Source organism: Pseudomonas hygromyciniae, assembly GCF_016925675.1.
Taxonomy (GTDB): Bacteria; Pseudomonadota; Gammaproteobacteria; order Pseudomonadales; family Pseudomonadaceae; genus Aquipseudomonas; species Aquipseudomonas hygromyciniae.
In genome coordinates, this window is the sequence record NZ_CP070506.1 from 430,876 (window position 1) to 451,031 (window position 20,156).

Annotated in this window: 14 protein-coding genes and 1 pseudogene; 14 read left to right on the plus strand and 1 reads right to left on the minus strand. The window is 60.8% G+C overall.

Annotation, left to right across the window (positions count from 1 at the left end):
- Nucleotides 1-120: 120 nt before the first annotated feature.
- The 4 genes from rpmE (at nucleotide 121) to JTY93_RS01845 (ending at nucleotide 3,958) form a co-directional block, all read left to right on the plus strand.
- A complete protein-coding gene (rpmE, locus tag JTY93_RS01830) occupies nucleotides 121-348 on the plus strand; it encodes a 50S ribosomal protein L31 (protein ID WP_169992051.1) in 228 nt (75 codons plus the stop codon).
- 14 nt (nucleotides 349-362) lie between these two features.
- Nucleotides 363-1,169 (plus strand): thermonuclease family protein, encoded by an 807-nt coding sequence (locus JTY93_RS01835; protein ID WP_205480598.1) that lies wholly within the window; start codon nucleotides 363-365, stop codon nucleotides 1,167-1,169.
- Nucleotides 1,170-1,351: 182 nt separating this feature from the next.
- Nucleotides 1,352-2,620, plus strand: coding sequence for a malic enzyme-like NAD(P)-binding protein (locus JTY93_RS01840; protein ID WP_205480600.1), 1,269 nt, complete (start codon nucleotides 1,352-1,354; stop codon nucleotides 2,618-2,620).
- 115 nt (nucleotides 2,621-2,735) lie between these two features.
- Nucleotides 2,736-3,958 (plus strand): IS3 family transposase gene (locus JTY93_RS01845; RefSeq protein ID WP_205480962.1). Its coding sequence is split into 2 segments (ribosomal slippage): nucleotides 2,736-3,087 and nucleotides 3,087-3,958, totalling 1,224 coding nucleotides; the frame shifts between segments, so codons are not numbered across the junction.
- A 160-nt stretch (nucleotides 3,959-4,118) separates the two neighbouring features.
- Here JTY93_RS01845 and JTY93_RS01850 read toward each other — a convergent pair.
- Nucleotides 4,119-6,560: a penicillin-binding protein 1A gene (locus tag JTY93_RS01850; protein ID WP_375373152.1), complete on the minus strand. Its 2,442-nt coding sequence runs from the start codon at nucleotides 6,558-6,560 to the stop codon at nucleotides 4,119-4,121.
- 220 nt (nucleotides 6,561-6,780) lie between these two features.
- On the opposite strand from JTY93_RS01850, the gene pilM reads away from it, so the two are divergent.
- The 10 genes and pseudogenes from pilM (at nucleotide 6,781) to JTY93_RS01900 (ending at nucleotide 20,123) form a co-directional block, all read left to right on the plus strand.
- Entirely contained in the window at nucleotides 6,781-7,434 is a 654-nt protein-coding gene (gene pilM, locus JTY93_RS01855) for a type IV pilus biogenesis protein PilM (RefSeq protein ID WP_205477342.1), read from the plus strand.
- Nucleotides 7,434-7,985 carry a PilN domain-containing protein gene (locus tag JTY93_RS01860; protein ID WP_205477343.1) on the plus strand — a complete coding sequence of 184 codons (552 nt, stop codon included), beginning with the start codon at nucleotides 7,434-7,436 and terminating at the stop codon, nucleotides 7,983-7,985. The genes pilM and JTY93_RS01860 overlap by 1 nt, the downstream gene beginning before the upstream one ends.
- Complete coding sequence (locus tag JTY93_RS01865) at nucleotides 7,982-8,602, plus strand: type IV pilus inner membrane component PilO (protein ID WP_205477344.1); 621 nt, start codon at nucleotides 7,982-7,984, stop codon at nucleotides 8,600-8,602. The genes JTY93_RS01860 and JTY93_RS01865 overlap by 4 nt, the downstream gene beginning before the upstream one ends.
- Before the next feature lie 143 nt (nucleotides 8,603-8,745).
- A pseudogene (locus JTY93_RS28830) lies at nucleotides 8,746-9,114 on the plus strand (pilus assembly protein PilP); the annotation flags it as partial.
- Nucleotides 9,115-9,183: 69 nt separating this feature from the next.
- Nucleotides 9,184-10,515 (plus strand): type IV pilus secretin PilQ, encoded by a 1,332-nt coding sequence (locus tag JTY93_RS01875; protein ID WP_205477369.1) that lies wholly within the window; start codon nucleotides 9,184-9,186, stop codon nucleotides 10,513-10,515.
- 4 nt (nucleotides 10,516-10,519) lie between these two features.
- Nucleotides 10,520-11,038, plus strand: a complete 519-nt coding sequence (gene aroK, locus JTY93_RS01880) for a shikimate kinase AroK (protein WP_029296072.1) — start codon at nucleotides 10,520-10,522, stop codon at nucleotides 11,036-11,038.
- Nucleotides 11,039-11,185: 147 nt separating this feature from the next.
- A complete protein-coding gene (aroB, locus tag JTY93_RS01885) occupies nucleotides 11,186-12,286 on the plus strand; it encodes a 3-dehydroquinate synthase (RefSeq protein ID WP_169992065.1) in 1,101 nt (366 codons plus the stop codon).
- A gap of 10 nt (nucleotides 12,287-12,296) precedes the next feature.
- Entirely contained in the window at nucleotides 12,297-13,877 is a 1,581-nt protein-coding gene (locus tag JTY93_RS01890; RefSeq protein WP_205477346.1) for an SPOR domain-containing protein, read from the plus strand.
- A 349-nt stretch (nucleotides 13,878-14,226) separates the two neighbouring features.
- Nucleotides 14,227-18,672: a glutamate synthase large subunit gene (gene gltB / locus JTY93_RS01895; protein ID WP_205477347.1), complete on the plus strand. Its 4,446-nt coding sequence runs from the start codon at nucleotides 14,227-14,229 to the stop codon at nucleotides 18,670-18,672.
- Between the two features lie 32 nt (nucleotides 18,673-18,704).
- Nucleotides 18,705-20,123, plus strand: a complete 1,419-nt coding sequence (locus tag JTY93_RS01900; RefSeq protein WP_010213750.1) for a glutamate synthase small subunit GltD family protein — start codon at nucleotides 18,705-18,707, stop codon at nucleotides 20,121-20,123.
- The last annotated feature ends 33 nt before the right edge of the window (nucleotides 20,124-20,156 follow it).

A 20,156-nucleotide genomic window follows, 5' to 3' on the forward strand; every position in this document is an offset into this window, starting at 1 on the left:
ATGAAAGGGGGCATGGCGGCGCTTGCGCGTTTAAAAAGCTCTGGTAGAATCCGCGGCCTAATTACGTGCGGTATTCGACAATAGTGTCGAGTGGCGGCACGCTAGCCTGAGGAAGACACCATGAAAGCCGATATCCATCCAGCGTACGAAACCATCCAAGTTACTTGCAGCTGCGGCAACAAGTTCGAAACTCGTTCGAACCTGTGCAAGCCACTGGGTACTGACGTATGCAACGAGTGCCACCCGTTCTACACCGGTAAGCAGAAGACTCTGGATACTGGCGGCCGTGTACAGCGCTTCGCCGACCGTTTCGGTGCTTTCGGCAAGAAAGCTCCAGCAGCAGAGTAAGGTTCAAGAGCCTGATGGGCTTTTACCTGCTAATGAAAAAGGCGTCCCTTGCGGGCGCCTTTTTTGTGCCTGCGATTTGGCTGTCGGTCGCCCAGGCCGAGGTGTTTTGCCCTACGCCCACTGCACTCAGCACCTTCGAGGTGCAGCGCGTGGTCGATGGCGACACCGTCCGCCTCAAGGACGGCCGCAGTGTGCGGATGATCGGCGTCAATGCCCCGGAGACCGGCAAGAAAGGCCGCCCGGACGAGCCATTCGCCGTGGCTGCGCGCCAACGCCTGCAAGGGTTGGTGGATGCCAGTGGTGGTCGGGTCGGGGTGGTGTCGGGCCGTGAGGGCAAGGACCGTTACGGGCGGACCCTGGCCCATCTTTATGGGGCCAACGGCGCAAACCTGGAGGCCCAACTGCTCGCCGAGGGCCTCGGATTCTTGGTGGCGGTGGCGCCGAATGTCGACTTGGTCGCCTGCCAGCAGGCGGCCGAGCGCAGTGCGCGCGCTGCCAGGTTGGGCCTGTGGCGCCAGTCACCCGTGCAGAAAGCCGAGCAAATCAGGCAGTCGGGCTTTGCCGTGGTCAGTGGCCGCGTAAGCAAGGTCGAACGCAATCGTGGCGGGATCTGGATCGAATTGCAGGGCTCTCTGGTATTACGGGTTGCACCCAATCTTGTCGGACAATTCGATGACGCCTTGCTCCGGCGCCTGCAAGGCCAGGATATCGAGGCCCGTGGCTGGGTGGTGGACCGCTCTCGGCGTGGCGGCCTGAAAAGTGGCCAGGCGCGTTGGCTGCTCCCGTTGACCGATCCCGGCATGCTGCAATTGGCACAATAAGAAAAATTGTAGACATTTTTTCTATCGATTGTGAACAGTTGTAGGCCTTGTATCCCGTGGCTCTTGGCCGAAAGTCGTAGGGTAGGGCCCTTGACACCTGTGACTACTCAGTCTTGTGGGGACTTTGCGAGGCGAGTATCCTCGGCGATCCGTCGTCCAACAGTAAAAAGCGGAATGCCGATATGTCTGATTTGAAAACTGCCGCTCTCGAATATCATGCCCATCCTCGTCCAGGAAAGCTGAGTGTCGAGCTCACCAAAGCCACTGCTACCGCCCGCGACCTGTCGCTGGCGTACAGCCCCGGTGTAGCCGAGCCCGTGCGTGAAATCGCCCGCGATCCCGAACTGGCCTACAAATACACCGGCAAGGGCAATCTGGTTGCAGTGATTTCTGATGGCACCGCGATTCTTGGCCTGGGTAACCTCGGCCCATTGGCTTCCAAGCCAGTGATGGAAGGCAAGGGCGTACTGTTCAAGCGCTTTGCCGGCATCGACGTCTTCGACATCGAAGTCGACTCCGAAAGCCCACAGGCCTTCATCGACACCGTCAAGCGCATCTCCATCACCTTCGGTGGCATCAACCTGGAAGACATCAAGGCACCTGAGTGCTTCGAGATCGAAAAGGCCCTGATCGAACAGTGCGACATCCCGGTATTCCACGATGACCAGCACGGCACCGCGATCGTTACCGCAGCCGGCATGATCAACGCCCTGGAAATCGCTGGCAAAACCCTGTCCGACGCGAAGATCGTCTGCCTGGGCGCCGGCGCTGCGGCCATCTCCTGCATGAAGCTGATTGTGAGCATGGGCGCCCGCCTTGAAAACATCTACATGGTCGACAGCAAGGGCGTGATCCAGTCCGAGCGTACCGACCTGAACCAGTACAAGGCGATGTTTGCCCACCCGTCCTCCAAGCGCACCCTGGCAGACGCACTGGATGGTGCTGACGTGTTCGTCGGCCTGTCCGGCCCGAACCTGCTGAGCGCCGAAGGCCTGAAGTCCATGGCGGCCAACCCGATCGTGTTCGCCTGCTCGAACCCTGATCCGGAAATCGCCCCGGAACTGGCACACGCCACCCGTAACGATGTGATCATGGCCACTGGCCGTTCGGACTACCCGAACCAGGTCAACAACGTACTGGGCTTCCCGTTCATCTTCCGTGGCGCCCTGGACGTTCGCGCCAAGCGCATCAACGAAGAGATAAAAGTGGCTGCTGCCAACGCCCTGCGTGAACTGGCCAAGCTGCCGGTACCTCAGGACGTGTGCGACGCCTACGGTGGCGGCAAACTGGAATTTGGCCGTGAGTACATCATTCCCAAACCAATGGATAAGCGCCTGATCACCGTGATCTCCGATGCCGTGGCCAAGGCCGCCATCGAGACCGGTGTGGCAACCCTGCCGTATCCGAAGAACTACCCGCTGCAAAGCGTGGATGATGTGTTCAACGGCTAAGCCGTTGTAGCGCACCAACAAAAAGCCCCGGCTCTTGCGAGCCGGGGCTTTTTTGTGGCTCTTGTCCCGTCCTGAATAAGGTTTACACCTTCTGACCTATCTTCAGGAGGAACCAATGGATTCGGGCAAAAGGCGGAGCCAGCGTGACTACACGCTAGCCTTTAAATTATCGGTCGTAGACCAGGTCGAAAAGGGCGAGTTGAGTTATAAAGAGGCTCAACGGCGCTACGGCATTCAGGGCCGGTCCACGGTACTGGTCTGGCTACGCAAGCATGGCCGGCAGGACTGGAGCCAAGGCGCCTCAATTCGAGAGCCGAGGAGCAGGTCCATGACCGAGCAAACCCTCCCGCTGACACCCGAGCAGCGGATCAAAGAGCTCGAAGAACAGCTGGCGCTAAGCAATCAGAAGGCGCAATTCTTCGAAGCCGTCGTGAATGTTCTGAAGAATGACTACGGTGTTTGCGTCGTAAAAAAGCGACTCGGCAAGTCCTCTCGCAAGGGCAAATCCAAGACCTGAGCATCACCAGGGCTTGCCTGTTCATGGGCATTTCGCGCCAAGCGTATTACCAACGTAATCGAGCTTTTGACGCAAGGACTCGTCAAGATCAAGAGGTCATGGACTTTGTTCTTGAAAAGCGCCGCCGCCAGCCCAGGATAGGCACGCGCAAGCTGCATTACCTGATGAGCGTCGAAGTTGGCGCGCCAGTGCGGGTCGGTAGAGACCGCCTGTTTAGCATCTTGCGCAACGCTCGAGAACTGGTGGTGCGCAAACGGGCTTACCACAAAACGACGGACAGCCATCACCGCTTTCGCCGCCATCCGAATTTGCTCAAAGAGGGTCCAGGACAAATCGTTGCCAGCAGGCCCGAGCATGTCTGGGTCGCAGATATAACCTACCTTCCGACACAGGAAAGCGTCGCCTACGTGAGCCTCGTGACAGACGCTTACTCGCGCAAGATCGTAGGCCATCATGTGCATGAGAGCTTGCATACCGAGTCGGTGATCAAAGCGATGGAAAAAGCAATTAGCAAACGTCGAAGCAAGCTGCCACTGATCCATCACTCAGACCGTGGAGCCCAATACTGCTCCGAGCTTTACCAGCGCTTGCACGCTAGCCATAACGTTAGATGCTCAATGACCGACGGATATGACTGCTACCAGAATGCTCTGGCAGAAAGGATAAACGGGATCTTGAAGACCGAGCTTTTGCTGTGCCGCCCTAAAAACCTGGCGGAAGCAGTGAAAATGGTGGATGAATCGGTGCTGATCTACAACGGGGAACGGCCACACCTGTCCCTGAAATACAAAACGCCCGATGCGGTGCATCGGGCGTTTTGAGACTGAAACAGGTGTAAACCTATTTCAGGACTAGACATCTACATATAACCCCTTGTGGGAGCGGGCTTGCTCGCGAAGGCGGTGGATCAGTCGGCATTTTTTGGTGACTGACCCACCGCCTTCGCGAGCAAGTCCGCTCCCACAAGGGGGTCTGTGTTAATCAGAACAGATCGATCGGCGCCGACTCATCCGCAGGCAACGGGCTGCCCGGTGCCACGCCATTCCCCAGTTCATTCATTGACGGCGGCGTGTCTTCGCTCTTGAACAGCTCAAAGTACGCATTCGGCGTGCCGGGTGCTGCAGCGCGGCCGCTGATCGGGTCGATGCGCAGGCTGAGGATGCCTTCCGGCTCGGCCTGGGTGTGGGCCGGCTTGTCCTTGAGGGCGCCGCCCATGTAGCTCATCCAGATCGGTAGCGCGACGGTGCCGCCGTATTCGCGGCGGCCGAGGCTTTCCGGCTGGTCGTAACCCGTCCAGACGGTGGTGATGTAGTCGGCGTTGTAGCCGGAGAACCACGCATCCTTGGATTCATTGGTGGTACCGGTCTTGCCCGCCAGGTCCGTGCGGCCCAGGGCCAGCGCACGGCGGCCGGTGCCGCGCTTGATCACGTCCTGCAGCATGCTGGTGAGGATGTAGGTCGTACGTCCGTCAACCACGCGCTCAGCCACCGCCGGTGTTTGCGGGACGGCTGCGGCATCGGTGGGGGCAGCGCCAGGCACAGGCTCGATAGTGATGCCGCCGTTGGCAGGGGCGGCCAGGCCATCGCTGGCGGCGACACCGTTGGGTACGCTCGGCGGGTTGGCAACAAACAACGTGTCGCCGTTGCGGCTCTCGATCTTGTCGATCAGGTACGGCGTGATCTTGTAGCCGCCGTTGGCAAACGTACTCCAGCCCGTCGCGATTTCCATCGGGGTGAGGGTGGCGGTGCCCAGGGCCAGGGACAGGTTGGGCGGCAGGTCCTGCTTGTTGAAGCCAAAGCGGGTCATGTAGTCGATCGTCTTGCCCACGCCCATCGCCTGCAGCAAGCGGATCGACACCAGGTTGCGCGACTTGTACAGCGCCTCGCGCACGCGGATCGGCCCGAGGAAGGTGTTGGTGTCGTTCTTCGGACGCCAGACCTTGTCCAGGTACTCGTCGACAAACACGATAGGCGCGTCGTTGACCAGGCTGGCTGCGGTATAGCCGTTATCCAGCGCGGCGCTGTAGACAAATGGCTTGAAGCTCGAGCCCGGCTGGCGCTTGGCCTGGGTGGCGCGGTTGTAGTTGCTCTGCTCGAAGGCGAAGCCACCGACCAGGGCGCGGATCGCACCGTTCTGCGGGTCCAGGGACACCAGGGCACCCTGGGCGACCGGGACCTGGCTGAATTTCAGGCTGTCGTCCTTCTGGCGCTGCACGCGGATCAGGTCGCCGACCTGGGTCACGTCCGATGGCTGCTTGGGCATCGGCCCCATGCTGTTGGTGTTCAGGAAGGGTCGCGCCCACTTCATGCTGTCCCACGCCACATGTTCTTCGCCGCTGCGGGTCAGTACCTGCACGCCGTCTTTTTTCACCTGGGTGACGATGGCGGGATCCAGGCCGCTGATGGAGCGCTGCTTGCCCAGTTCGACCGTCCACGCGCTCAGGGTCTTGCCCGGCAGGCGCGATTCCGGCCCACGGTAGCCATGGCGCTGGTCATAGGTGATCAGCCCTTCATGCACGGCGTTGTTGGCTATTTCCTGCAAGTTGCTCGGAATGGTCGTAGTGACGCGGAAACCTTCGGTGTAGGCATCGCTGCCATAGCGGCCGACCATTTCGGCGCGGGCCATCTCGGCGATGTACGGCGCGCTGACTTCTGGCGTCGGTACGTGGTAGCTGGCATTCAACGGCTCGGCCACCGCCGTTTCATAGGCGTTCTGGTCGATCTTGCCCAGCTTGTACATGCGCCCCAGGATCCAGTCGCGACGCTCCTTGCTGCGGGCCGGGTTGGCCAGCGGGTTGAAGCGCGATGGCGCTTTGGGCAGGCCGGCAATCATTGCCATTTGTGCCAGGCTGGCGTCACGAATCGACTTGCCGTAGTACACCTGAGACGCCGCCTCGATCCCATAGGCGCGGTTGCCCAGGTAGATCTTGTTGACGTACAGCTCAAGGATTTCGTCCTTGGTCAGTTGGCGTTCAATCTGCAGCGCCAGGAGGATTTCCGTGGCCTTGCGCGAGAAGCTGCGCTCGCTGGTGAGGAAGAAGTTCTTCGCCACCTGCATGGTGATGGTGCTGCCGCCCGATTGAATGTGTCCGCTTTTTACCAGTTGCGTAGCCGCGCGCACCAGGCTGCTGGGGTCGACGCCATAGTGGTTGGCAAAATTATCGTCTTCGGCCGACAGCAGGGCATTGATGAAATTGGGCGGAATGTCGGCGAAACGGATCGGGGTGCGGCGCATTTCGCCGAACTCCGCGATCAGTTTTTCATCGCTGCTGTAGACCCGCAAAGGAATCTGCAACTGGATACTTCTCAGGGCCTCTACCGAGGGCAATCCCGGGCTAAGGTAGAGATAGGCGCCGCTGAACACGAGCAGCAGCCCGCAAACGATCGCGACGAAGGAGTACCCGAAAAACTTCAGCAGACGAATCAAGGCTTTTGGATTTCCAGAGAAAAGAATGAGTTAGGTGTCGGGATAGGCATGACTAGGAATGTATCGACCCGACCTGCGGATAAAAAGCGGGAAAAAACGCTGGGCATTAAAGCATTTTTCGCCTCGGGGCGTCATGGGCGCCGCTCAACCGAGCCGACCGAATGCATCAAACCCGCAACTGAGCAGCCCTGAGACAGGCAAAGCTTTAGGGAGTTTTATGAGAAAGGGATTTTTCAGGCGAAAAGCCAATACTTTACTGGGTGTGGACATCCAGGACAGCGGCGTCAAGGTACTGGAGCTGGCCCGTGCCGGCGAGGACTATGCGGTGCGTGCATATGCGAGCCAGCCGTTGCCGGGTCATGCGGTGGTCGACAGTAATATCGTTGATCTGGAGGTTGTCGCGCAGACCATTTCCAAGGCATTGTTCCGGGCGCAGATCCAGGTCACGCATGCCGCAGTTGCCGTGGCGGGCCCTGCGGTGATCAGCAGGGTGGTTGCGCTGGAGGCGGGGCTTGAGCCCGACGAGATGGAGCAGCGCTTGCGCTGTGAAGCCGACCAGTACATTCCTTATCCGCTGGATGAGGTAGCCATTGATTTTCAGGTCCAGGGCCCATCGGGTCGTGAACCCGGTTATGTTGATGTGCTGCTTGTGGCGTGTCTCAAGGAGCAGGTGGAAGCGCGCGAAGCGGTATTGGCCATGGCTGGCCTGGTTGCGCGAGTGGTGGATGTAGAGGCGTTTGCCATGGCGCGGATGACCTACCAGGTGGTCGCCCGGATAGCGCCGGGGAGTGGGATCAATAGTGCACAATGGGCAGCCGATGCCCAGGGATTGCGGGTCGCCTGCGGTTTGGCCCTCAGGAGTTTCGATTGATGACAAGAATCAACCTTTTACCCTGGCGTGAAGAGCGCGCTGAGCGCCGTCGCAGGTTTTTCCTGATTTTTCTGTTGGTGATCACCACTATTGCATTGGCCGCCGTATGGCTGGCCGACCGGGTCATTGACCGGGCGATTGATCGGCAAGTGGCCCGTAACAACCACTTGAGCAAGCAAGTCACGGTATTGGACTCGCGGATCAAGACCATCGACGAACTGCGCGAACAGCGTCAGCAACTGATGGAGCGGATGAAGGTGGTCGAAGACCTACAGGGTCATCGCGCATTCGGCCAGGATTTGTTCGAGCAGTTGGCCCGGGCGATGCCGGATGGCGTTCAACTGCGCGAGGTGAGTGTCAGTGGCACATCGGTGGAGGTCACCGGCACGGCGGTGTCCAGCGATGATGTCGCCCGGCTGATGCGCAGCCTGGAAGCTTCCAACACCCTACGCGCGCCCAATCTGCGGCATGTCCGGGCCGAGGAGGGTGGTGCGGGCAGCGCCTTCCAGTTGATGGTGGACCATGGGGAGCACCGGGAGACGCAGCGGTGAGCCTCGTGTCCAGCCCGCCAGGGCTGGCACTCCCGCAACTCTCCACGCTGTACCGCAACACCGCTCGCTGGCCGCTGGCTGGCAGGCTTGTGGTGGGCGCGGTACTCGCCTCGCTGGTGCTGGTGGCGGGGGATGCTGTCTACCTGAGCAGCGCCCGCGAGGTGTTGCAACGCCGGGAAGCGGGAGAAATAGCGCTGCGCCAGCAGTTTGCTGCAAAAGCCCGGCTAGCTGCCCGGCATGAAGGGGTAGTGCGCGAGCTTGAAACCCTACGTGTCGCCTTCAACGAGCAGTTGCGCCAAATGCCGACACTGACGCAAATGCCCGGCCTGCTGGAAGACTTCGCCCGGCTGGGGCAAGCCAGCGGGGTGCTGCTCGAGCAACTCAGCGTGCAGGAGGAGCAGGTGCAGCCCGGGTTCGTCGAGCGGCCGATGCAGCTCAGGCTGCTCGGTACCTATCACGATCTGTTGGCTTTCATCAGTGGGGTGGCTGGGTTGTCGCATATCGTTACCCTGCATGACTTTGTCATTCGTCCTGAGGGTCCCCAGGATGGCGCATTGTTGAGCCTGACGATGCTCGCCAAGACCTACAGGTACGGCAACCAGGGAGCCTTACCATGAACCGCCTCAAGGTTGCCTGCCTGAGCCTGCTGCTTCTGGCTGGATGCGAGCGTGACCCGCAGTTGCAGGCGTTGAATGACGAGTTGCAATTGATTCGCCAGCAGGTGCTGCCGCTTGCGGACGAAACGCCTGCAGCATTGGCGGGGCCGCGGGTTGTCTCCAGCTCGCCACCCGTGCGTGATCCCTTCCAGCCAGCGGACCAGCCCGCCAGTCGACCCACCGGCAAAGCCGGACCTGCGCCGGACTTCGACCGCCCCCGGCAGTTTCTCGAAGGTTTTGCCGTGGACCAGTTCCAGATGGTCGGCACCTTGTCCCTGGGCGCGCAGACATTTGCCCTGCTGCGCGGCGCGGCAGGTGTTCATCGCCTGGCGGTGGGGGATTACCTGGGGACCGACCATGGGCGTGTCGTGGCGATCCATGAGGGGCAGTTGGAGCTGGTCGAACTTTTTCCCGATGGCGAGGGTGCCTGGCTTGAGCGCCCGCGCACCTTGGTGTTGAACGTGAACTCATAACGGAAGCAAAAAATGAAAAGGATTATTTCGTCCTTCGGTGTGGCGCTATGGATAGCGTTCACGGCACCGATGACTGAGGCTGTGCCCAAGCGGATTGACCTGATTCAACTGCCGCCTCCCGGTGCTTCGCCCTTGGGCGCCGGGCGTGGGGCCTATAGCGGTGACAGGCTCTCTCTCAACTTCCAGGACATCGAGGTTCGTGCAGTACTTCAGCAGATTGCCGACGTGGCTGGCCTCAACCTGGTGGCCGGCGATGATGTGCAGGGCTCGATTACCCTGCGCCTCAAGGACGTGCCCTGGGATCAGGCCCTGGACCTGGTGCTGCAAGCCAAGGGGCTCGATAAGCGGGTGACGGCCAATGTGCTGCTGGTGGCGCCGGCTGAGGAACTGGCCTCTCGCGAACTGCTGGCCTTGGAGTCGCGCAAGTTGATGACCGAGCTGGCGCCCTTGCGGCGGGAGCTGTTGCAAGTCAATTACGCCAAGGCGGCCGAGTTGGCCAAGCTGTTCCAGTCGGTGAGCGGGCCTGAAGGTGTGGCCGATGAGCGTGGTTCGGTGACGGTAGATGACCGTACCAACAACATCATCGCCTACCAGACGGGGGAGCGCCTGGAGGAGCTGCGGCGCATCGTCAATCAGTTGGATATCCCGGTGCGGCAGGTGATGATCGAGGCGCGGATAGTCGAAGCCAATGTCGACTATGACAAAAGCGTGGGCGTGCGCTGGGGTGGTTTGCTGCGCAATAAAGGTAATTGGGGCGGTGGTGGGGTTGGCAATAAAACACCAGGTGAGGGTGAGCCGCCCGATAGCTCGCCGTTCGTTGACCTGGGCGTGGTTAACGCAAGCTCTGGCCTGGGCGTCGCGTTTATCACCGATAACGTGCTGCTGGACCTGGAACTCACGGCCATGGAAAAAGGCGGCAACGGCGAAGTGATCTCCCAGCCCAAGGTGGTCACCTCCAACAAGGAGACCGCGCGGATTCTCAAGGGCACCGAGATTCCTTATCAGGAAGCCACTTCCGAGGGGGCGACTTCGGTCTCGTTCAAGGAGGCCTCGCTTTCTTTGGAGGTGACGCCGCAAATCACGCCGGATGATCAGGTCATCATGGAAGTCCGGGTGACCAAGGATGAGCCGGACTACCTGAACAAACTCAACGATGTGCCGCCGATCAAGAAGAACGAGGTCACTGCCAAGGTTCTGGTCAAGGATGGCGAGACCATTGTCCTTGGCGGGGTTTTCTCCAAAAACCAAAGCAAGGTGGTAGATAAAGTGCCATTTTTGGGCGATGTGCCGTATCTTGGCCGCCTTTTCCGGCGTGATGTCGTTGCCCAAAGAAAATCCGAGCTGCTGGTATTCCTGACTCCGCGTATTATGAATAACCAGGCGATTGCTGTGAGTCGTTGATTCTGTGCGAAATTTGATTCTTGTAGGGCCGATGGGGGCTGGAAAAAGCACCATCGGCCGTTTGCTGGCCAAAGAGCTGCGCCTGCCATTCAAAGACTCCGATAAGGAAATTGAATTGCGCACGGGCGCCAATATCCCGTGGATCTTCGATAAGGAAGGCGAACTGGGCTTTCGTGACCGCGAGCAGGCGATGATTGCCGAACTTTGCGGCTGCGATGGCGTGGTATTGGCCACCGGCGGCGGCGCGGTGATGCGCGAGGAAAACCGACGGGCGCTGCATGCCGGCGGTCGGGTGGTCTATTTGCATGCGTCGGTCGAGCAGCAGGTCGGACGCACTGCGCGTGATCGCAACCGGCCATTGCTGCGCACCGCCAACCCCGAGAAAACCCTGCGGGACTTGCTGACGCTGCGCGATCCGCTTTATCGGGAAATCGCCGATCTGGTGGTGGAAACCGATGAACGGCCACCGCGCATGGTCGTAATCGATATTCTCGAGCGCTTGCAGCAACTAGCGCCCCGTTAAAGCCAGGGCCGAAATGCGCTATCCTCGGCAACGCGTTGCAGCCGTTCGAGGTGTGGCGTAGAGCCATCAGGCAACGTCCGATCTCGACGGTGCCAACAACGTTAATACAGGGCAGGACGCCTGCTTCCATCTTCAGCGCGGGGACACATGCAGACACTTAAGGTCGATCTTGGCGAGCGTAGCTACCCGATCCATATTGGCGAAGGTTTGTTGGACCAGCCCGAGTTGCTCGCGCCGCATATTGCCGGGCGACAAGTGGCAATCATCTCCAACGAGACAGTGGCGCCGCTCTACCTTGAGCGTCTGAGTCGCAGCCTTGCGGCGTATTCGGTGATCTCGGTGATTCTTCCCGATGGCGAAGCGTTCAAGAACTGGGAAACCCTGCAACTGATCTTTGACGGGCTGCTCACCGCGCGCCACGACCGGCGTACCACGGTGGTCGCCCTTGGCGGCGGCGTGATCGGCGACATGGCCGGCTTTGCTGCGGCGTGTTACCAGCGTGGCGTGGACTTTATCCAGGTGCCGACCACCCTGCTGTCCCAGGTCGACTCGTCGGTGGGCGGCAAGACCGGCATCAACCATCCCCTGGGCAAGAATATGGTCGGCGCGTTCTACCAGCCCAATGCCGTACTGATCGATACTGCCACCCTCAACACCCTGCCACCCCGCGAGCTGTCGGCGGGCCTGGCGGAAGTCATCAAGTACGGGCTGATCTGTGACGAGCCGTTCCTGACCTGGCTTGAAGAACACGTCGATGCCTTGCGTAACCTGGACCAGGTCGCGCTGACTGAAGCGATCTCCCGCTCCTGCGCGGCCAAGGCCCTGGTGGTCAATGCCGACGAGCGTGAGTCGGGCGTACGCGCCACCTTGAACCTGGGCCACACCTTCGGTCATGCGATTGAAACCCACATGGGCTATGGTGTCTGGTTGCATGGAGAGGCTGTGGCGGCTGGCACCGTGATGGCGTTGGAGATGTCGCAACGCCTGGGCTGGATCAGTGCCCAAGAGCGTGATCGCGGTATCCGCCTGTTCCAGCGTGCCGGGTTGCCGGTCATTCCTCCCGAGGAAATGACCGAGGCTGACTTCCTTGAACATATGGCGATAGACAAGAAAGTGATCGATGGTCGTTTGCGTCTGGTGCTGTTGCGCCGAATGGGCGAAGCGGTAGTGACCGACGATTATCCGAAAGAGATTCTACAGGCCACGCTGGGAGCGGATTACCGCGCCCTGGCCCAGCTGAAAGGTTAACCAGATCCCGATGACTAGTTTGCATGCCGACGAGGCTTTCCTCGGCCATTACCAGTTGAGCCACGACCCTTTTGCGCCACGGGTCCCCGGTTTCAAGTTTTTCCCTGCGCAGCGCAAGCCGGTGCTGGGGCAGTTGCACCACCTGGCGCGCTATAGCCAGTTGCTGCTGGTGGTCACCGGCCCTTTGGGCAGTGGCAAGACCCTGCTGCGCCAGGCACTGGTGGCCAGCACCAACAAACAATCGGTGCAGAGCGTGGTGGTTTCCGCCCGCGGCGCCGGCGATGCGGCAGGCGTGTTGCGCCAGGTTGCCCAGGCGCTGGACGTGGCCAATGCCGAGCCGACCGCGATTCTCAAGCAAGTGGTACAACTGGGCCTGACCGGCCAGGAAGTCTACCTGCTGGTGGACGACGCCGAGCAGCTCGACGAATCTGCCCTCGAAGCCTTGCTGGCGCTGGCGGCGGGTACGCCGGAAGGTCGTCCCCATGTGTTCCTGTTCGGTGAGGCGTCGCTGATTGCCGATCTGGAGCAGCTCAGTGGCGAGCAAGAGCTGTTTCACGTCATCGAATTGCAGCCCTACGAAGAAGAAGAAACCCGCGAGTACCTGGCCCAGCGCCTTGAAGGTGCGGGCCAGGGCATCGAACTTTTCTCTGCCCAGCAGATCTCTGATATTCACGAAAGCTCCGACGGCTGGCCTGGCACCATCAACCAGGTGGCCCGGGATGCAATGATCGAAGCAATGATTGCCAGCCGCTCTGCGGTTAAGCGTCCAAAGATGGGGTTCACCATGCCGAAGAAACACGTACTGGCGATTTCTGCTGTAGTCGTGGTTGCCGTCGCCGCCGCCTGGTTGATTCCTGGCCGCAATAAGGCTCCGACCGCGCCAGGCGCGCCGACCGAGCAGGCGCAACTGCCACTGGGCAAGCCCACTACCAACGGCGCACCTGCCGTTGAGTTTGCCGGCTCCGGCCAGCCTACCAACCTGCCGATGGTCGGCCAGCCGGTCATGCGTGGCCCGTTGGCAGAAGAAGCCGGCGCTATCTCCGAAGGCGACGACGGCGTGCCGGTAGAAGGCTCCAGCGCCACGCCGCCAACCGTTACCACCGTGGCCCCACCGCCTGGCGCAACAGCCAGCCCGGCACCTGTGCCGGCGGCCAAGCCAACGCCTGCTCCGACCCAGGTCGCCACCGCCAAGCCTGCCCCAGCCCCGGCCCCAGTGGTCAAGCCGACGCCAGCCCCTGCGGCCAAGCTAGCGCCAGCCGCCAAGCCCGCTGAAAAACCGGTGACCGTGGCCAAGGCCGCTGCCGGCAGCGGCTGGTACGGCAGCCAACCGGCCAAGAACTATGTGGTGCAGATCCTCGGCACCAGCTCCGAAGCCAACGCCCAGGCGTTCGTGAAAGAGCAGGGTGGCGAGTACCGTTATTTCAAGAAAGTGCTCAACGGCAAGCCTCTCTACGTGATCACCTACGGCAGTTTCCCGAGCCGCGCGGCAGCTGATTCCGCGATCAAGGCCTTGCCAGCGAAGGTTCAGGCTGGTAAACCTTGGCCTCGCACTGTTGCCAGCGTTCAACAAGAACTCGCAACAACCCGCTGAAGATCCGGCGACCTTACCCAGGTCGCCCTCCCAGCACCTCAAAAAACGACAACAGCGTGCAGCCCTGAAGGCCGCGCGCTTTGTGGTGTCTGCGTCACAGTGGCTTTTGAGTAGTAGCGGTCAAAGTTAAAAAAGTTTTGACTAGCACAGCATATCGCTTTAAACCTTTCATAAATGCGACATAGATTTGCGACAGTTCGTCGCCAAATTTGTGGGCGTCTGTGTCGGTGTGTACAATGACCTCCCTTTTGCCCCCGCTAAGCCGGCGTACGTTCGGCGTGGAAGGTAACCGGTTGAATTGAAAAGAAATTTGCCTCGAAATAAGAGGCAGCCTGGTGAGAAAGTGTCTATGAAAGCAGGTCTGTACCAACCCGATGAATTCAAGGATAACTGTGGTTTCGGCCTGATAGCCCATATGCAGGGCGAACCCAGTCATACCCTTCTGCAAACGGCCATCGAGGCCCTGACCTGCATGACCCACCGCGGTGGGATCAACGCCGACGGCAAGACCGGTGACGGTTGTGGCTTGCTGATTCAAAAGCCCGACCTGTTCCTGCGCGCCGTCGCCAAGCAAACCTTCGGCGCCGATCTGCCCAAGCAATACGCCGTGGGCATGGTGTTTTTCAATCAGGATCCGGTCAAAGCCGAGGCCGCTCGCGAAAACATGAACCGCGAGATCCTCGCCGCCGGCCTGCAACTGGTCGGCTGGCGCAAAGTGCCAATCGACACCAGCGTGCTCGGCCGTCTGGCCCACGAGCGCCTGCCGCAGATCGAACAAGTGTTTATCGCAGGCGACGGCCTGAGCGACCAGGACATGGCGATCAAGCTGTTCACCTCCCGTCGCCGCTCGTCCGTGGCCAACGCCCTGGACACCGACCACTACATCTGCAGCTTTTCCCACAAGACCATCATTTACAAAGGCCTGATGATGCCGGCGGACCTGACCGCCTTCTATCCAGACCTGAGCGATGAGCGCCTGCAAACCGCGATCTGCGTGTTCCACCAGCGCTTCTCCACCAACACCCTGCCGAAATGGCCGCTGGCCCAGCCATTCCGCTTCCTCGCCCACAACGGCGAGATCAACACCATCACCGGCAACCGCAACTGGGCCGTAGCCCGTCGCACCAAGTTCGCCAACGACTTGATGGACCTCGAAGAGCTCGGCCCATTGGTCAACCGCGTGGGTTCCGACTCCTCGAGCATGGACAACATGCTGGAACTGATGGTCACCGGCGGCATCGACCTGTTCCGTGGCGTGCGCATGATCATTCCGCCAGCGTGGCAGAACGTCGAGACCATGGACCCCGATCTGCGGGCGTTCTATGAGTACAACTCGATGCACATGGAACCGTGGGACGGCCCGGCCGGCGTGGTAATGACCGATGGCCGCTACGCGGTGTGCCTGCTCGACCGCAACGGCCTGCGCCCGGCGCGTTGGGTGACCACCACCAACGGCTTCATCACCCTGGCGTCGGAAGTCGGCGTGTGGAACTACCAGCCTGAAGACGTGATTGCCAAAGGTCGCGTCGGCCCTGGCCAGATCCTGGCCGTGGACACCGAAACCGGGCAGATCCTCGACACCGATGCCATCGACAACCGCTTGAAGTCGCGTCACCCGTACAAGCAATGGCTGCGCAAGAACGCCCTGCGCATCCAGGCGACCATGGAAGACAACGACCACGGTTCGGCTTTCTATGACGTCGACCAGCTCAAGCAGTACATGAAGATGTACCAGGTCACGTTCGAAGAGCGCGACCAGGTACTGCGCCCGCTCGGCGAGCAAGGCTACGAGGCCGTCGGTTCCATGGGCGACGATACGCCCATGGCCGTGCTGTCCCAGCGCGTGCGCACGCCGTACGACTATTTCCGCCAGCAGTTCGCCCAGGTGACCAACCCACCGATCGACCCGCTGCGTGAAGCCATCGTGATGTCCCTGGAAGTGTGCCTCGGTGCCGAGCGCAATATCTTCCAGGAATCGCCAGAGCACGCATCACGCGTGATCCTCAGCTCGCCGGTGATCTCCCCAGCCAAGTGGCGCTCGTTGATGACCCTGGAGCGTCCAGGTTTCGACCGCCAGATCATCGACCTGAACTACGACGAGAGCCTCGGCCTGGAAGCCGCGGTGCGCAACGTTGCGGATCAGGCTGAAGAAGCCGTGCGCGCCGGTCGCACCCAGATCGTGCTGACCGACCGCCATATCGCACCGGGCAAGCTGCCGATCCACGCATCCCTGGCCACCGGCGCGGTGCACCATCGCCTGACCGAAAAGGGCCTGCGCTGCGACTCCAACATCCTCGTCGAAACCGCCACCGCCCGCGACCCGCATCACTTTGCGGTGCTGATCGGCTTTGGCGCCTCGGCGGTGTATCCGTTCCTGGCTTATGAAGTGCTGGGTGACCTGATCCGTACCGGTGAAGTACTGGGCGACCTCTACGAGGTGTTCAAGAACTACCGTAAGGGCATCACCAAGGGCCTGCTGAAGATCCTGTCGAAGATGGGCATCTCCACCGTCACGTCCTATCGCGGTGCGCAACTGTTCGAAGCTATCGGCTTGTCCGAAGAAGTCTGCGAGCTGAGCTTCCGTGGCGTGCCAAGCCGCATCAAGGGCGCGCGTTTCGTCGACATCGAAGCCGAGCAGAAAGCCCTGGCAGCCGAAGCCTGGAGCGCGCGCAAGCCGATCCAGCAAGGCGGCCTGCTCAAGTTCGTGCACGGTGGCGAATACCACGCGTACAACCCGGATGTGGTCAACACCCTGCAAGCCGCTGTGCAGCAGGGCGACTACGCCAAGTTCAAGGAATACACCGCGCTGGTGGATAACCGCCCGGTATCGATGATCCGCGACCTGTTCCAGGTGAAGACCCTGGACACGCCGATGGACATCGCCGAAGTCGAGCCGCTGGAATCGATCCTCAAGCGCTTCGACTCCGCGGGTATTTCCCTGGGTGCCTTGTCGCCCGAGGCCCACGAAGCCCTGGCCGAAGCCATGAACCGCCTGGGTGCGCGTTCCAACTCCGGCGAAGGCGGCGAAGACCCGGCGCGCTACGGCACCATCAAGAGCTCGAAAATCAAGCAAGTTGCCACTGGTCGTTTCGGGGTGACCCCGGAATACCTGGTCAACGCCGAAGTGCTGCAGATCAAGGTGGCCCAGGGCGCCAAGCCTGGTGAAGGCGGGCAACTGCCGGGCGGCAAGGTCAACGGCCTGATCGCCAAGCTGCGTTACGCAGTGCCAGGCGTGACCCTGATTTCGCCACCGCCGCACCACGACATCTATTCGATTGAAGACTTGTCGCAGCTGATTTTCGACTTGAAACAAGTCAACCCGCAGGCCCTGGTCTCGGTGAAACTGGTGGCAGAAGCCGGTGTGGGCACCATCGCCGCTGGCGTGGCCAAGGCCTATGCCGACCTGATCACCATCTCTGGCTATGACGGCGGCACCGGCGCATCGCCGCTGACCTCCATCAAGTACGCCGGCGCACCGTGGGAGCTGGGCCTGGCCGAGACTCACCAGACCCTGCGCGGCAACGACCTGCGCGGCAAAGTCCGGGTACAAACCGACGGCGGCCTGAAAACCGGCCTCGACGTGATCAAGGCCGCAATCCTCGGCGCCGAAAGCTTTGGCTTCGGTACCGCGCCAATGATTGCCCTGGGCTGCAAATACCTGCGCATCTGTCACCTGAACAACTGCGCCACCGGCGTGGCGACGCAGAACGAGAAGCTGCGCAAGGATCACTACATCGGCACCGTCGACATGGTGGTGAATTTCTTCACCTACGTCGCCGAAGAAACCCGCGAGTGGCTGGCCAAGCTCGGCGTGCGTTCCCTGGAAGAGTTGATCGGGCGTACCGATCTGCTGGACATCCTCCAGGGCCAGACCGCCAAGCAGCAGCACCTGGACCTGACGCCACTGTTGGGCAGCGATCACATCCCGGCAGACAAGCCACAGTTCTGCCAGGTAGAGCGCAACCCGCCGTTCGATAAAGGCCTGTTGGCCGAGAAGATGGTCGATATGGCCGGCTCCTCGATCAATGACGCCAGCGGTGGCGAGTTCGCCTTGGATATCTGCAACTGCGATCGTTCCATCGGCGCACGGATCTCCGGCGAAATCGCGCGCAAGCACGGCAACCAGGGCATGGCCAAGGCGCCGATCACCTTCCGCTTCAAGGGCACGGCCGGCCAGAGCTTTGGTGTGTGGAACGCCGGTGGCCTGCACATGTACCTCGAAGGCGACGCCAACGACTACGTGGGCAAGGGCATGACCGGTGGCAAGCTGGTGATCGTTCCGCCAGCGGGTAGCATTTACAAGACTCAGGACAGTGCCATCATCGGCAACACCTGCTTGTACGGCGCTACCGGTGGCAAGCTGTTCGCTGCCGGCACCGCCGGTGAGCGTTTCGCCGTGCGTAACTCCGGTGCCCACACCGTGGTCGAAGGCACTGGCGATCACTGCTGCGAGTACATGACCGGGGGCTTTGTCGCGGTACTGGGCAAGACCGGTTACAACTTCGGTTCGGGCATGACCGGCGGTTTCGCCTACGTGCTGGACCAGGACAACACCTTCGTCGACAAGGTCAACCACGAGTTGGTCGAGATCCAGCGGATCAGCGGCGAAGCCATGGAGTCCTACCGGAACCACTTGCAGCACGTGCTGGACGAGTACGTCGAGGAGACCGGCAGCGAATGGGGTCGTAACCTCGCCGAGAACCTCGATGATTACCTGCGTCGTTTCTGGCTGGTCAAGCCCAAGGCTGCCAACCTGAAATCGTTGCTTTCCAGCATCCGTGCCAACCCGCAGTGATATGCGCCTGAAGAGTTTGATGAGGTTTTAACATGGCTGAACGTCTGAATAACGACTTCCAGTTCATCGATGTCGGGCGCAAAGATCCGAAGAAGAAACTGTTGCGTCAACGCAAGAAAGAGTTCGTGGAAATCTACGAACCCTTCAAACCCCAGCACTCGGCCGACCAGGCCCACCGCTGCCTGGGGTGCGGTAACCCGTATTGCGAATGGAAGTGCCCGGTGCACAACTTCATTCCCAACTGGCTCAAGCTGGTGGCCGAGGGCAACATCCTCGCCGCCGCCGAGCTGTCGCACCAGACCAACACCTTGCCGGAAGTGTGCGGCAGGGTTTGCCCTCAGGATCGTCTGTGCGAGGGTGCTTGCACCCTCAATGACGGTTTTGGCGCGGTGACCATCGGTTCGGTGGAGAAGTACATCACCGACACCGCGTTCGCCATGGGCTGGCGCCCGGACATGTCCAAGGTCAAGCCGACCGGCAAGCGCGTCGCAATCATTGGCGCAGGCCCTGCTGGCCTGGGTTGTGCCGACGTGCTGGTGCGTGGCGGCGTGACCCCGGTGGTGTTCGACAAGAACCCGGAAATCGGTGGCCTGCTGACCTTCGGCATCCCCGAGTTCAAGCTGGAAAAGACCGTGTTGAGCAATCGCCGCGAAGTCTTCACCGGCATGGGCATCGAGTTCCGCCTGAACACCGAGATCGGCAAAGACGTGACCATGGAGCAGTTGCTCGAAGAATACGATGCGGTATTCATGGGCATGGGCACCTATACCTACATGAAGGGCGGCTTTGCCGGCGAGGACCTGCCGGGTGTGTATGACGCGCTCGACTTCCTGATCGCCAACGTCAACCGCAACCTGGGCTTTGAAAAGTCGCCGGAAGATTTCGTCGACATGAAAGGCAAGAAGGTCGTGGTGCTCGGCGGTGGCGACACCGCGATGGACTGCAACCGCACGTCGATCCGCCAGGGCGCCAAGTCTGTGACCTGTGCTTATCGTCGTGACGAAGCCAACATGCCCGGCTCGCGCAAAGAGGTGAAGAACGCCAAGGAAGAAGGCGTGAAATTCCTCTACAACCGCCAGCCGATCGCCATTGTGGGTGAAGATCGCGTCGAAGGCGTGAAGGTGGTCGAGACCCGTCTCGGCGAGCCCGACGCCCGTGGCCGTCGCAGCCCTGAGCCGATCCCCGGCTCTGAAGAGATCATCCCGGCCGACGCCGTGGTCATCGCTTTCGGCTTTCGCCCAAGCCCTGCGCCGTGGTTCGAGCAGTTCCAGATCCAGACCGACAGCCAGGGCCGCGTCGTCGCCCCGGAACAAGGCCAGTACAAGCACCAGACCAGCAACCCGAAAATCTTCGCCGGTGGCGACATGGTGCGCGGCTCTGACCTGGTAGTCACCGCGATCTTCGAAGGCCGCAACGCCGCCGAAGGCATCCTGGACTACTTGCAGGTCTAATACTGATCTCCAGCAGGAATGGGATCAAAAATG